At 58.4% G+C, this 14,581-nt stretch carries 11 protein-coding genes and 1 pseudogene; 4 read left to right on the plus strand and 8 right to left on the minus strand.

Annotation, left to right across the window (positions count from 1 at the left end; genetic code table 11):
• On the plus strand, nt 1-279 hold a 279-nt coding region (locus DSM25558_RS24875; RefSeq protein WP_159442527.1), incomplete at its 5' end, for a transposase.
• Between the two features lie 8 nt (nt 280-287).
• Nucleotides 288-449, plus strand: a pseudogene (locus tag DSM25558_RS24880) (EamA family transporter); the annotation flags it as partial.
• A gap of 22 nt (nt 450-471) precedes the next feature.
• Here DSM25558_RS24880 and ligA read toward each other — a convergent pair.
• Nucleotides 472-2,646, minus strand: coding sequence for an NAD-dependent DNA ligase LigA (gene ligA, locus DSM25558_RS24885; RefSeq protein WP_077107351.1), 2,175 nt, complete (start codon nt 2,644-2,646; stop codon nt 472-474).
• 114 nt (nt 2,647-2,760) lie between these two features.
• Between ligA and DSM25558_RS24890 the strand changes: the two genes are divergently transcribed.
• The gene (locus DSM25558_RS24890) at nt 2,761-3,375 is read left to right on the plus strand and encodes a LysE family translocator (RefSeq protein WP_077107324.1); all 615 of its coding nucleotides are present in this window, start codon (nt 2,761-2,763) and stop codon (nt 3,373-3,375) included.
• Here the strand turns inward: DSM25558_RS24890 and recN are convergent.
• From recN to DSM25558_RS24925, 7 genes are all read right to left on the minus strand, one after another.
• Nucleotides 3,372-5,045, minus strand: coding sequence for a DNA repair protein RecN (gene recN / locus DSM25558_RS24895; RefSeq protein WP_077107325.1), 1,674 nt, complete (start codon nt 5,043-5,045; stop codon nt 3,372-3,374). The two genes, DSM25558_RS24890 and recN, sit on opposite strands and share 4 nt — an antisense overlap.
• 16 nt (nt 5,046-5,061) lie before the next feature.
• Nucleotides 5,062-5,928, minus strand: coding sequence for an outer membrane protein assembly factor BamD (locus DSM25558_RS24900; protein WP_083716653.1), 867 nt, complete (start codon nt 5,926-5,928; stop codon nt 5,062-5,064).
• A gap of 202 nt (nt 5,929-6,130) precedes the next feature.
• A complete protein-coding gene (gene lpxC / locus DSM25558_RS24905) occupies nt 6,131-7,090 on the minus strand; it encodes a UDP-3-O-acyl-N-acetylglucosamine deacetylase (protein ID WP_077107326.1) in 960 nt (319 codons plus the stop codon).
• Nucleotides 7,091-7,365: 275 nt separating this feature from the next.
• Nucleotides 7,366-9,114 (minus strand): cell division protein FtsZ, encoded by a 1,749-nt coding sequence (gene ftsZ / locus DSM25558_RS24910; protein ID WP_077107327.1) that lies wholly within the window; start codon nt 9,112-9,114, stop codon nt 7,366-7,368.
• A gap of 91 nt (nt 9,115-9,205) precedes the next feature.
• Nucleotides 9,206-10,537 carry a cell division protein FtsA gene (gene ftsA / locus DSM25558_RS24915; RefSeq protein WP_077107328.1) on the minus strand — a complete coding sequence of 444 codons (1,332 nt, stop codon included), beginning with the start codon at nt 10,535-10,537 and terminating at the stop codon, nt 9,206-9,208.
• The gene (locus DSM25558_RS24920) at nt 10,534-11,463 is read right to left on the minus strand and encodes a cell division protein FtsQ/DivIB (RefSeq protein ID WP_077107329.1); all 930 of its coding nucleotides are present in this window, start codon (nt 11,461-11,463) and stop codon (nt 10,534-10,536) included. Before DSM25558_RS24920 ends, ftsA begins: the two co-directional genes overlap by 4 nt.
• Complete coding sequence (locus DSM25558_RS24925; RefSeq protein ID WP_077107330.1) at nt 11,451-12,377, minus strand: D-alanine--D-alanine ligase; 927 nt, start codon at nt 12,375-12,377, stop codon at nt 11,451-11,453. Before DSM25558_RS24925 ends, DSM25558_RS24920 begins: the two co-directional genes overlap by 13 nt.
• Before the next feature lie 740 nt (nt 12,378-13,117).
• Between DSM25558_RS24925 and DSM25558_RS24935 the strand changes: the two genes are divergently transcribed.
• Nucleotides 13,118-14,422 (plus strand): MFS transporter, encoded by a 1,305-nt coding sequence (locus tag DSM25558_RS24935; protein WP_077107331.1) that lies wholly within the window; start codon nt 13,118-13,120, stop codon nt 14,420-14,422.
• Nucleotides 14,423-14,581: the final 159 nt, after the last annotated feature.

Here is a 14,581-nt window from a genome sequence, read left to right on the forward strand (position 1 = left end):
CTGCCGAAGGCCAGGACGTTGCTGGCGGACAAGGGCTATGACGCCGACTGGTTTCGCGCTGCCTTAGCCGAGCGCAAGATCGACGCCTGCATCCCTTCAAGGTCCAACCGGAAAGTGCCCGTCCCGCACGATCCTGTTCTCTACAGGAAACGCCACAAAATCGAGAACATGTTCGGCAAGCTAAAGGACTGGAGGCGCATCCACACACGTTACGATCGCTGCGCACATACCTTCTTCTCAAGCATTTGCATCGCCGCCGCTGTTATCTTCTGGCTCTGATTTTATGAGTCCTGAGCCTAATCCCCGTCAGCGCCATTCTGCTGGGCTCTCTGGTGCTGGGCGAACAACTGGAAGCAAAACACTTCATCGGCATGGTGATGATTGCTGGGGGGCTGGTGGCGATTGACGGGCGGGTGTTTCGCAAAAAAACATCCGAGCAGGTGCTGTGACAGCAGCAGTATAAATCGATGGCTACCCCGCAATCAGCGCCAGCCACTCATCTTCATCCATGGTCTGCACGCCAAGCTCGCGCGCCTTGTCCAGCTTGGAACCCGCGCCCGGCCCCGCCACCACATAGTCGGTCTTCTTTGAGACGGAACCAGCCACCTTGGCACCGAGGCTTTCGGCGCGGGCCTTTGCTTCATCGCGGGTGAATTTCTCTAGCGAGCCGGTGAAGACCACGGTCTTGCCCGCCACCGGGCTGCCTTCCGTCGTCGGCTTTTCCGCCTCCTTCGGGCGAAGCTCTTTCATCAGCCGGTCGATAACGTCGAGGTTGCGCGGTTCCTTGTAGAATTCCACGATAGCCCGGGCCACGACTTCGCCAATGCCGTCGATGCTGTTGAGTTCGCCCCACGCATCACCGGTCGGGTCGGAGGCGGCTTTCATGGCTTCCTCGAAATGTTCGTAGGTGCCGTAGGTCCGCGCCAGAAGCTTTCCCGTGGTTTCCCCCACATGGCGAATGCCCAGCGCGAAGATCAGGCGGTGGAGATCGATCTCACGGCGCGCATCAATGGCATCGAACAGCTTTTTGACGCTGGTTTTGCCGAAGCCATCGATGTTTTCCAGCTTGGTGAGATGCGACTGTTCCTGCCGCGCCTTCAGCGTGAAAATATCGGGTGCGGTCTTGATAGACAGCGCCGGGTCTTCGCTTTCGAAGAAGAAATCGACCTGCTTGGTGCCGAGACCTTCGATATCGAAGGCATTGCGCGAGACGAAATGCTTGAGATGCTCTTTTGCTTGTGCAGAACAGGCAAAACCGCCCGTGCAGCGGGTGACGGAATCGAGCTTGCCGGTTTTTTCGTTGCGCTCACGCACCGCGTGACTGCCGCAGACCGGGCACTGCTTCGGAAACTCGTAGGGCCTCGAACCGGCATCACGCTTTTCGAGCAGCACATCCAGCACCTGCGGAATAACGTCCCCCGCCCGCTGCACGATGACGGTGTCGCCCACACGAATATCATGCCCCTCGGGACGAATACGTTCGCCATTGTTGCCGATACCTTCGATATAATCGGCATTGTGCAGCGTCGCGTTGGTCACGACCACGCCCCCGACCGTGATCGGGGTCAGCCGCGCAACCGGCGTCAAGGCACCGGTGCGGCCCACCTGTATCTCGATCTTTTCAACGGTCGTGAAAGCCTGTTCCGCCGGAAACTTGTGCGCGGTCGCCCAGCGCGGGCTGCGGGAGCGGAAGCCGAGGCGCTCCTGCAAATCCAGACGGTCCACCTTGTAGACGACACCGTCGATATCGTAATCGAGATCAGGTCGCGCGATGCCGATTTCCTGATAATGTTCAATCAGTTGCTGGCCGGACGTGAATCGCTTCATGAACGAGTTGACCGGAAAGCCCCATTCCCTGAACTTTTCCACGATGCCGAATTGCGTGTCTGCAATACGGACCGCCTGACCACCATTGGAGACCTCGCCCAATGCATAGGCGAAGAAACGCAGCTTGCGCTTGGCGGTCACATTCGCATCCAGCTGCCTGAGCGAACCGGATGCCGTGTTACGCGGATTGACATAGGTCTGCTTGCCATCGGCTTCCATCTGCGCGTTCAGCGCCAGAAAATCGCTCTTGGCCATATAGACTTCGCCGCGCACCTCCACCACGTCAGGCACGCCCTTGGGCAAGTCGTTGGGGATTTCCTTGATCGTCAGGATATTGGCGGTCACATTTTCGCCCGTCGTGCCGTCGCCCCGCGTCGCCGCCGTCTTCAGCTTGCCGTTCTCATAGCGGATCGACATGGAGAGACCGTCGATCTTGGGCTCAGCCGTAAAGGCAATCGAATCATCCGGCAGGTTGCCCAGGAACCGATAGACCGACGCCACGAAATCGCGCACGTCATCATCGGAAAAGGCATTGTCCAGAGAGAGCATGGGTCGGGCGTGGACGATGGGCGCGAATGTCGCCAGTGGCGCAGAGCCGACCTTCTTCGATGGACTATCCGCCCTCACCAGATCGGGAAACGCAGCCTCGATAGCGTCGTTGCGGCGCTTCAGCGCGTCATATTCGGCGTCCGAAACCTCCGGCGCATCCTTGCCATGGTAGAGCGCATCATGCCGCGCAAGCTCGGCTGCCAGAAAGGCCAGCTCGGCAGACGCCTCAAGCTCGGACAGTTTTTCCACCGGGGTTTGATCTTGGGACATTGGGCAGGCCTCGCGCATGAACAGAATTTGTTTTTAACGAAGGCGGGCCACTTTTCAACGTCCGGCATTGCGGTAATCTGAAAATCGGGAGTGAATCACACGGGGATCATACGCATGGACTTCATGACGCTTATCGCCTTCGCCGCCGCCTTCTTCGTTTTTGCAGCCAGTCCCGGCCCCGATAATATGACCATCGTCGCCCGCACCATCACCCATGGCGCGGCATCCGGCCTCGCTTATGGCGCGGGTACGGTCGCTGGCATCCTGATTTTCCTGACGCTGGCCGCCTTCGGCCTGTCCATTCTTGCAGCCGAAATGGGGACATTGATGACGGTCCTGCGCTACGCAGGTGCCGCTTATCTGATCTGGATGGGCATCAAATTATGGACGGCAGAACCCGTCGTACCTGATCTTCAATCTGTCAAAGCGCGCGGCAATCTGTTGTCGATCTTCGCAACCGGCATGGCCCTCAATCTCGGCAATCCCAAAATGCCACTGTTCTATGTCGCATTGCTGCCGAACGTGGTGGGAGCCTCACTGACGGTTGATCATCTAGCCGTATTGGCTGGCGTAATTCTCTGCGTGGAAGCCATCGTCATCGGTGGCCACGTAGCACTTGCCGTACGCGCCCGCACGTTACTGCGGTCACCCAAAATCGTGAGGCGCGTTAATCGCACAGCGGGTGGTGTGATGATCGGTTCAGGGGTGGCTGTCGCCGTCAGCCGTTAGTCTTTGGCCGCCAGCAAACGTGCTGCCGCCGCCCTCGCCTCATCCGTTACCGAAGCACCGGCCAGCATGCGGGCAATTTCCTCGGTGCGGTGTTCGGGCTGCATGGTAGTGACGCGGGTGGCGATGCGCTCGGTGCCATCGCCCGATGGTCCTTTGGAGATGAGCAAGTGCGTCGCGGCGCGGGCTGCGACCTGTGGCGCGTGGGTCACGGACAGAACCTGCACGGTTTTCGACAGACGTCTCAGCCGCTGGCCGATGGCATCTGCCACAGCACCACCGACGCCGGTGTCGATTTCATCGAAAACCAGCGTGGGTGCGGACCCACGATCCGCAAGCGCAACCTTCAGCGCCAGCAGGAAGCGCGAAAGCTCGCCGCCCGATGCCACTTTCATGATTGGGCCGGGGCGCGTGCCGGGGTTGGTCTGAACATGGAATTCCACGACATCGATGCCGTCAGCCGTGCCGGAAGACGCATCGCTGCTGACTTCCACGGTGAATCGCGCGCGCTCCAGCTTCAAGGCAGGAAGCTCGGCCATCACAGCCTCGGAAAGAGCCGAGGCCGCATTGTGACGTTTTTCTGAGAGTGAAAGGGCGGCCCGGTCGAAATCCGTTTTCACGACGCCCAGATGCTTTTCCAGCTGTGCAAGCTTTTCCTCGCCCGCATCCAAATCGGCGAGATCGGCGACCATGCGTTCGGCCAAGGCCGGAAGCTCGGTGACGGGAACGGAATATTTGCGGGCAGCGGCGCGCAGGCCAAACAGGCGCTCCTCGACGCGTTCCAGTTCGCGCGGATCGAACTCGGTGCGGCGCAGAGCCGCTTCGACTTCCATCTGCGCGTTGGAAAGGTTGTCGAGTGCCGCATCCAGCAACTGCACGGTTTCTTCCAGCAGGCCCGGCGCTTCGTGGCTCTTGCGCTCCAGACGGCGCATCATGGACGCGATGACGGGCACAGGCGAAGCATTACCGTTCAGGAAGTCGCTTGCCTCAGCGATGTCACCGGCGATGCGCTCGGATTTCTGCATGACGGCGCGACGCTCGGCCAACTCGTCTTCTTCGCCATCCATCGGTGCCAGAATCTCAAGCTCTTCGACGGAGGAGCGCAGATAATCCGCCTCACGCGCCGCGGCCTCCACCTTGGCGCGGTGAACCTTCAGGCCACGCTCGGCATCTTTCCATGTGCGGTAGAGCGACTGAACGGACACGACCTCGTCCGTCAAACCGGCAAAAGCATCCAGCAGGGTGCGATGCGCATTGGTATCGACAAGCGCACGGTCGTCATGCTGGCCGTGGATTTCCACCATATGCTGGCCAAGCTGGCGCATCAATTGAACGGAAACGGCCTGATCGTTGACATAGGCCTTGGTACGGCCATCGGCGGATTGAACGCGACGGAAAATCAGATCGCCATCGTCATCCAACCCATTGTCGCGCAGCAAAAGGCGCGCCGGGTGCTGCATATCGACTTCGAAGGTGGCGGTGACCTGCCCCTTGTCTTCGCCGTGGCGCACAAGGCCGCCATCGCCACGCCCGCCAAGGGCGAGCGACAGACTATCGAGAAGAATGGATTTGCCCGCGCCCGTTTCGCCGGTCAGCACAGAAAGGCCGGCCTCGAACCCTAGGTCGAGCCGTTCGATCAGAACGATGTCGCGGATCGATAGCTGGACCAACATGTCTTATGCTCTGTTCTCAGGCACCCACGAGCTTCTTGCCAGCGCGGGAAATCCAGGATTCCTTGTTTTCTCGTGGCTCAAGCCCCTGCCCCTTCAACAGCTTGTACGAATCACCGTACCACTGGCTGTCAGGATAGTTGTTGCCGAGAACCGCAGCCGCCGTTTGCGCCTCGTCCACCAGACCCATGGCATAATAGGCCTCGGTCAGACGTGCCAAAGCTTCTTCGATCTGGTTGGTGTTCTGGTACTGCTCAACGACGATGCGGAAGCGCGACACGGCAGCAAGATATTCCTTGCGCTCGAGATAATAACGGCCAACCTGCATTTCGCGACCAGCGAGCTGGTCACGCGCGAAGCGGATTTTCGCCTGCGCGTCCGGCACGTATTCCGAGGTTGGATAATCGGTAACGACCTTGTTCATCGCTTCGATCGTGCGCTGTGCAGCGCGCTGATCCTGCGTCACGTCGGCAATCTGCTTGGAATAGGCAAGGCCGATCATATACTGAACGTAGGCGGCATCTTTCGCGCGGGGATATTGCTTGAGGAAGCGCGCACCGGACGCGATCGCCACTTCGTTCTTGTTCTGGCGCGTGGCGATGAAGGTGTTCATGACGAGAGCCTTCTGGCCCCATTCCGTAAACGGATATTGCTTGTCAATGGCCGAGAACTTACGACCGGCTTCGGTCATGTTGCCGGCATTCATGTTGGCAAGGCCCTGCTTGTAAAGCACGTCAGGCGGATCAGTCTCGACGCCAAGCTTGGTAATGTCGATGTCAGGGTCAGACTGGCAAGACGTTACCAGCGTTCCGGCGCCAATCAGCATCAGCGATACGAGTGCTCCTCGTACCGTTCCATTCATTGCACCAGACACTACACGCTTCATTCGTCAGTTCCCACTTCCTGCGTAAATACAGAACATCGGCTTTTACAAAGGCGTTTCTAGCCATAAAAGCGTCCGCAGGGCAACGCAATGATGACGCAATAACGCATTTTTATGGCGCGGCACCCTGTAGTCGATGATTATATTCGGCCCACATACGAAAAAGCCGCCCCAGTGGACGGCTCTAGTTTCTATAAACTCTCGATCATGCAGACCAGGGAGCGAACTCAAGCTGCTGTACGGGCACGAATTCACGTGCACGAACAACGGGGCTGCGCACCGCCGGTGCCTCGACGATTTCATAGGCAGAGGGGTCGCTGAGCAGTGCCTTCAACGCGTTAGCATTGACCTTGTGACCACCGCGATAGGAGCGGTAGCAACCGATGAACTGAGCGCCGGCAAGAGCCAGGTCGCCAACGGCATCCAGCGTCTTGTGACGGACGAACTCATCCTTCGCGTAACGCAGGCCTTCCATGTTGATGACCGTGTTGTCGTCGGAAATCACGACCGAGTTTTCCAGCGAAGAACCCAGCGCATAACCGGCAGCCCAAAGGCGCTCGACATCACGCATGAAGCCGAAGGTCCGGGCGCGCGAAAGCTCGTTCTTGAAGGTATCTGGTGTCAGGTCGCCCTTCCAAATCTGGCGACCGATCAGCGGCGTGTCGAAATCGATCTCGACTTCAAAGCGCGTACCGTCATAGGGGCGGAACTCGGCCCAGGATGCGGATGCTTCGATACGAACGGGCTTCACAACGCGAATGTAACGGCGCTTCACGCCAAGATTTGTGATGCCGACTGATTCGATAGCTTCGATGAAAGGCATCGAGCTACCGTCCATGATCGGAACTTCAGGACCATCGACCTCAACGATGAGATTGTCGATTCCCATGGCGTAGATGCCAGCCATGACATGTTCGACGGTCGAGATGGACTGTGGCAGCGAACGACCGAGAACCGTGCAGAGATCCGTATTGCCGACATTGGCGGAAACGGCCTTCAGCTCGGTGGTGTTGCCATTCTCATGCTGGCGGCTGAAAACGATGCCTGTGCCGGCTTCCGCAGGCTGAAACGTCATGGATACCGGGTTGCCCGAGTGAACGCCAATGCCCTTGAGCTGAACGGAGTTGGCGATCGTTGTCTGGAAACCGAGCAGTCCGATGGTCATGCGAGTAAAGCCTTTTCATGTGGACCTGCCCGATATACCGGCGTGATCCAAATTTCAACCGAGGGGGATAAACAGCGGCTGTCCCGCGTCACGTCCTCGTCTCATGGTCATACATACGCACAGTCCGGCGCTATCTCAAATCACTGTTGATTTCGTTTTGTAACAGACTCAAAGCTTTGAAAAAGCTAATTTAAAAGCTTCCGATGAAAGTCTTTTAAGACAGCGATACCCGGGCCTTTAAGACCCGGGTATCGCCTTGATCGAGAATCAAAAGATCAGTTGGACTGGCGGCGCAGGAAGGCCGGAATTTCAAGCTGATCGTCTTCGTGCTGGCTGGCAGACGACGGTGTCTGACGGCCATGATCGTCCAGATTGCCACGACGCGGTGCGTACATGCTGGCTTCCTGAGACAGCGGGCGACGCTGCTGCGGAGCCATGCTTGGTGCATCCATCATGTCGGAAGGAACGGTTTCTTCCTCGTCACGGCGACCGAGCGAATTGGTGATCCGCTTCAGAAGACCCATCGGGCCACGCTCTTCTGGCACGGCAGATGCCGGGTGGGCGCGGTGATCCATCTCGGCTTTGACGACCGGAGGGAAATCCTCGACCTTTGGCATACGGACCGGCTCAGGCGCACGGGCGACCGGGGCTGGCTCATGGTAAACAGGCGCTGGTGCCTGCATGCGAGGAGCAGGTGCTGCCATCTGTTCCGGTGCATGGTAGACAGGCGCAGGCGCGGTGTGCACCGGTGCTGCGGGGCGAGCAGCAACCGGTGCTTCCGCTGGAGCGGCTGCGAACAGCTTGCTCTGAGGACGGAATTCGGCTTCTGCCTGGGCCTGACGGAGACGCTGTTCAGCGGCCGCCAGTGCCAGTTCGCGTTCCATGTCGGCTTCGCGAATGGTCTGGGCAATAGGGTCTACGGTCGACTTTGGTGCCTGCATGACTGGGGCAGGCTGAACTGCGGCCGGAGCAGAAGCAACGGCCGCGGAAGGACGGATAAGTGGCTTTGCAGCCGCAGCCTGGCGCAGTTCTTCTGCGTTGCGTTCCATCTGGCCAGGAACGCGGTCGATGCCTGTGGCAACAACCGACACGCGGATGAGACCTTCCAGAGCTTCGTCGAATGTCGCGCCGAGGATGATGTTTGCGTCCGGATCGACTTCTTCGCGAATACGGGTCGCAGCTTCGTCGACTTCGAACAGGGTCATGTCGCGACCACCGGTGATGGAGATCAGGAGACCCTGTGCACCCTTCATCGATGTTTCGTCGAGCAGCGGGTTGGCAATCGCCGCTTCCGCGGCCTGCATCGCACGGCCCTGGCCGGAAGCCTCGCCGGTACCCATCATCGCACGGCCCATTTCGCGCATCACGGAGCGAACGTCGGCGAAGTCGAGGTTGATAAGACCTTCCTTCACCATCAGGTCGGTAATGCAGGCAACGCCGGAGTAAAGAACCTGGTCGGCCATCGCAAATGCGTCAGCGAACGTGGTCTTGTCGTTGGCAATACGGAACAGGTTCTGGTTTGGAATGACGATCAGCGTATCGACGGACTTCTGTAGTTCCTCGATGCCCTGTTCGGCCAGACGCATGCGGCGACCGCCTTCGAAGTGGAAAGGCTTGGTCACGACGCCAACCGTCAGAATGCCCTTGTTGCGGGCAGCCTGTGCGACGACGGGAGCAGCACCGGTACCGGTACCACCACCCATACCGGCAGTGACGAAGCACATGTGCGTGCCGTTCAGGTGGTCGATGATTTCATCGATGCACTCTTCGGCAGCAGCGCGGCCAACTTCCGGCTGCGAACCGGCGCCCAGACCTTCGGTGACGTTGACGCCGAGTTGGATGACCCGGTCGGCCTTCGTCATCGTCAGAGCCTGTGCATCCGTGTTGGCAACGACGAAGTCGACGCCCTGAAGACCAGCCGTGATCATGTTGTTGACAGCATTACCGCCGCCACCGCCAACGCCGAAAACGGTGATGCGTGGCTTCAGCTCGGTGATATCCGGCTTTTGCAGCTGTATCGTCATTTTAACATTCCTTCTTTCTCTGGCCGCATCGCCCTGCAGGCCAATTCATATCAACTTCACTCGGTCCCCTGCCCGATGGGCAGACAAGGGATCAAAAACTTTCCTTCAGCCATTGCCCTACGCGGGCTATCCGGCCACTACCTGTTCCGAACGGCGAGAACATTCCGTTCTGCGCCGCATGGATTTCGATGTCCGCGATTTGCGGATAAATCATCAGCCCGCAGGCTGTGGAAAAGGCCGGGCCTTTGGCCGCGACCGGCAGGCCGGACACGCCCATGGGGCGGCCGATGCGAACGTTGCGGGCAAGAATGCGCCGCGCCGTTTCCGGCAGGCCGGTCAACTGACTGGCACCTCCGGTCAGAACCACGCGCTTACCGACAATCGGGGAAAAACCCGACTTCTGGATGCGGTCGCGGATCAGTTCCAATGTCTCTTCGATGCGAGCCCGAACGATGCGGCTGACGAGCGCGCGCGAAACCTGCGAAGGCTGGTCGCGGTCGTCTTCGCCAATCGGCGGAACGGCAATCATGTCGCGGTCGTCGGAACCATTGGCCAGCGCCGAACCGTGCACGACCTTCAGGCGCTCCGCATCTTCGATACGGGTCGAAAGGCCACGTGCCAGATCGGTGGTGACGTGGTGTCCGCCTAGACCGATGGCATCGGTGTGAACCAGACGTCCCTCGGCAAAAACCGAAATCGTCGTCGTGCCGCCGCCCATATCGATGGCAGCACAGCCAAGCTCGACTTCGTCATCCACCAGGGCTGCAAGGCCGCTGGCATAAGGTGTCGCAACAATGCCTTCGACCGAAAGGTGAGCACGGTTGATGCACAGTTCGAGGTTCTTCAGAGCAGTCCGCTCAGCCGTCACCACATGCATGTCCACGCCCAGCAGATCACCATACATGGAGAGCGGGTCGCGAATACCGCGCTCGCCATCCAGCGAATAACCCGTTGGCAGCGAATGCAGAATGGCACGGTCTTGGCGCAAAGACTGCTGGCTGGCAGCAATCAGAACTTTGCGCAGATCGCCCGATTCGACTTCCTGGCCGCCCAGATCGATGCTGGCGGTGTAGATGTCGCTGGCCAGACGGCCTGCGGACACGTTGACGATCAGGCTATCGACGGTCAGACCGGCCATGCGCTCGGCAGCGTCTACGGCCAGACGAATGACGCCTTCCAGCGCATCCAGATCGGCGATGACGCCGGATTTGACGCCGCGCGAACGCTGGTGGCCAATGCCGATGACGTCGACCTTATGTGTGCGACCGGGCAGCACTTCGGTTTCCTCACGCGGTGTGAGACGGCCGATCATGCAGACGACCTTGGTCGAACCGATGTCCAGCACCGAAACCACATGGGTCCGCTTGGACGACAAAGGCTTCAGACGCGGCAGGCCGAAATGGGAAGAACCGAATAAGCTCATGTGTTCTTCTCCGCTGTCTTGAGCGCTTTGGAGCGAGCTTCAACCGCTTTCTGACGACGCTCGGCAGCACCTTCTGTCAGTTGAACCGTTGTGCGGTCCGACAGGCGCAGATCGACGGCGGCGACATCACGCGACAGAACTTTTTCTTCCATATCCATCCGCGACAGCAGCTGCAGCGCCTTGGGAACATTCTCTTCCGGCAGCTTTACGACGATGCCGTTATCCAGATGCAGGTCCCAGCGACGTCCGGCGATGCGAACATAGGCACGCACGCGGTTGCGGATTTCCGGCCAGTCGGCCAGCTCGTCCACGAAGCCTGCTGCACCCGTTTCAGCATCACGCCCGACGAACAGCGGCAGGCCCGCATATTTGTTGTCACGCAGCGGCGCGATGACGCTGCCGCTCTTTTCGATCAGCGAAAGCTCCGTGCCGTGCTGCCAGATGCCGAAAGCCTGACGTTCTTTCAAACGCACTTCAATTGTCTTCGGGTAGATCTTGCGGACATCGACATCCTCGACCCAAGGCAAATCGGCCAGTCTCTTGCGCGCAGCATTCACATCGAGCGCGATCAGCGACGTAGCACCATCAAGCCCGAGAAGCTGAAACACATCGATTTCGGACGTCTGGATATTGCCGGAAACCTTGACGTCCTCGATCGCAAAACCCGCAGCGGATGTGGTTGCCTGAGCGACAACATCCGTGTGCCCGCCCAGCGACATGCCGTAGAGACCGATGGCGGAGAAAAATGCGAGAGTCGCAAGCGTTCCCGTGTGAGCGGGAATATGGACGCGTCCTGTGGCCAGCGAAACGCCGAAGCGAAAGCCCTTGCGCAACGGACGCGGCAAAACCATCCGCTCATCGGCAGAACCCGAGGCGGACTGCCCGCGCTTTTTAGCAGCCGATTTTTTGCTGTTCATCGCAAACACGATGCGTCCTCCACCATCCACCGGACCAAATCACCAAAGGTATGTCCGGCATGAGCTGCCATTTCGGGCACGAGGGAGGTTGGCGTCATACCCGGCTGGGTGTTGACCTCAAGCCAGATAAGCTCGCCTTCTTCTGAGAAACGGTCGTCGTAGCGGAAGTCCGAACGGCTTACGCCACGGCACCCGATCACCTGATGCGCCATAACCGCCAATGATTGAATTTTTTGGTAAATTTTTGGTGAAATTTCCGCGGGAATGACGTGTTTTGAGCCACCTTTGGCATATTTAGCATCGTAATCGTAAAAGGCGTGACCCATTGGCACGACTTCTGTCACGCCCAGAGCCTCGCCGTTCATGACGCCACAGGTGAACTCACGGCCATGAATATAGCGCTCGACCATCACTTCATCGCCATAGCGCCATTCGGACGAGCCGATAATCTGCGGCGGGTGTGACTGATCTTGCTGAACCATCACGACGCCGAAGCTGGAGCCCTCACGCACAGGCTTTACGACATAGGGCGGCTTCATGGGGTGCTGGTTGCCGATATCGAAGCGGCTCATGACCTTTTCAGCAGCAACCGGCATGCCGGATGCGGCAGCAATTTTCTTGGCTTTCGATTTGTCCATCGCCAGCGAAGAGGCCAGCACGCCGGAATGCGTGTAGGGAATTTCGAGATACTCGAGAATACCCTGAATGGTGCCGTCTTCGCCGAAGGGGCCGTGCAAGGCATTGAAAACGACATCCGGCCGCAGCCGTGAAAGCGTGGCGGCAACATCACGGTCCACGTCTATCCGTGTAACCTGAAAGCCCTCGCCTTCCAGAGCCGATGCGCAAGCCTCTCCCGACGAGAGGCTGACTGGCCGCTCGGAAGAAAACCCACCCATAAGAACAGCTACGTGCTTGCCGCTCATAAAAACCTCTGACACAAAAATCACTCAGACGAGACCACCGGAGCACCGAACTGCTCCACGATTCGCTCGCCAGCTTCGTTCCAAACACTTAAGCGGCATTAAGGTTAATGAAGTGTTTACTTTCGTTAACCGATGCCAAGCCCGATGTAATTTTTGTTAAAGAATCACACGAGGTCCGGATTCCTTCCTTGGAATCAGAGAGTTGTGCGCAATGCAAGATTCAGAGTTGGAAGATAATAAAATAAAACTGTTGCGCGCGCATAAGGCCTCACGCCGAAAAGCAAGATCGATTCGTTAACGCGAGCCGCTTTTCCCCAGGCAATTTTGGGACAGAGGGAGGAGCTCTCCCTCCCCCGCGGACAATCATAACGTCGTGTTCACCGCACAAGTCGCGACGTTTTCGTCACAGTGAACCCACTCTCCCTCATTCCTGTCCTTGTGACAGGAATCCAGTCGACGCGCGTCTGCGCGGCGGAAGGAGTCTTTTCAGCCCAAGGACTTGGGCTGGCTGGATTCCTGTGACAGGCACAGGAATGAGGGAGCGTGATAAGCCGCACCAATGCCAATTGTCTCATGTGCGATGCATAATCTCGTTGTGATGCTCGACGCTTTCACCCCGCACAATCGTTCTTTTTTATGAAATATTGCGCTTCAACCGTTTCAAAAGACCGAAAATTGCGTTAACGCACCTTTAGCCCGGTAAAGGGTCATAAGTCTTACTTAACAATGGAACTGATATAATGACCGACGCGATATCCAAGGTATCGCCGACCGCTGACAATCCGAACGATGTAAAGACAAATTCGCCTGCACGAGTTCTTACTGCCAGCGTGGTCGGCACGACCATCGAATTCTTCGATTTCTACGTCTATGCGACTGCCGCAGTGCTCGTGTTTCCGACGCTGTTCTTTCCGAACAACGACCCGATGACGGCGCTTCTGGCATCTTTCGCCACCTTCTCCATCGCCTTCTTCGCCCGCCCGCTGGGTGCCGTGGTCTTCGGCCATTACGGCGACCGCATTGGCCGCAAGACGACGCTCGTCGCCGCCCTTTTGACCATGGGCGTGTCCACCGTCATCATCGGCCTGCTGCCGACTTATGAAACCGCCGGCGTTCTGGCACCACTGCTTCTGGCGCTGTGCCGTTTCGGTCAGGGCTTCGGCCTTGGTGGCGAATGGGGTGGTGCGGTTCTTCTGGCAACGGAAAATGCTCCTCCCGGCAAGCGCAGCTGGTACGGCATGTTCCCGCAGCTGGGCGCACCTCTCGGCCTGTTCCTGTCGTCAAGCGTCTTCTGGATTCTGCTGCACTTTATGTCGCAGGAAGCTTTGCTCAGCTGGGGCTGGCGCATTCCCTTCGTCGCGTCGATCATCCTGATTGCCGTTGGCCTGTGGGTTCGTCTGTCGATCACCGAAACGCCTGCCTTCCAGAAAGCCATCGATCAGGAAGAACGCGTGGCCGTTCCGGTCGCGGAGCTTTTCCGCAAGCACAAGCGCAGCCTGGCGCTGGGCACATTCGTGGCGCTGGCAACCTTCGTGCTGTTCTACATCGGCACGGCGTACCTGCTGTCCTACAACGTCAAGATTCTGAAAATCCCGTTCCTCGACGCCCTGGAAATCCAGATCGTCGGCTCGATCGTTTTCGGTCTCTTCATTCCGTTCGCAGGCAAGCTGGCAGAGCGTTTCGGCCGTCGTGAAATCCTGATCCTCACCACCGTGCTGATCGCGGCTTTCTCGTTCCTGCTGCCAAGCCTGATGAGCGGTGGCGAAGGCTCGATCTTCGTGTTCGCAGCTCTTTCCATGGCGCTGATGGGCATGACCTATGGTCTGATCGGAACGGCACTCGCCGCCCCCTTCCCGACCACGGTGCGCTACACCGGCTCGTCGATCACCTTCAACATGGCCGGCATTTTCGGTGCATCGCTCGCACCCTATATCGCAACATGGCTACAGGTGAACTACGGCATGACCTATGTCGGCTACTACCTCTGCGCAGCCGCCATCATCACGCTGGCCTGCATTCTGATGTCGGGCAAAGACAAAGTCTAAGCCTTGAATCAAACACAAAGAAAAACCCGCGAAGTCATTGGCTTCGCGGGTTTTTTATTGTCTTCAGAAATCATTCGCCAGGATGGATTTTGTGCCGTCGAGCACGACTCGCATCACTCACCCAAATCGCAGACCAAACGCCTGCGCCGAGCAGCAAGG

It is taken from the genome of Agrobacterium sp. DSM 25558 (assembly GCF_900100825.1).
Classification (GTDB): Bacteria; Pseudomonadota; Alphaproteobacteria; order Rhizobiales; family Rhizobiaceae; genus Agrobacterium.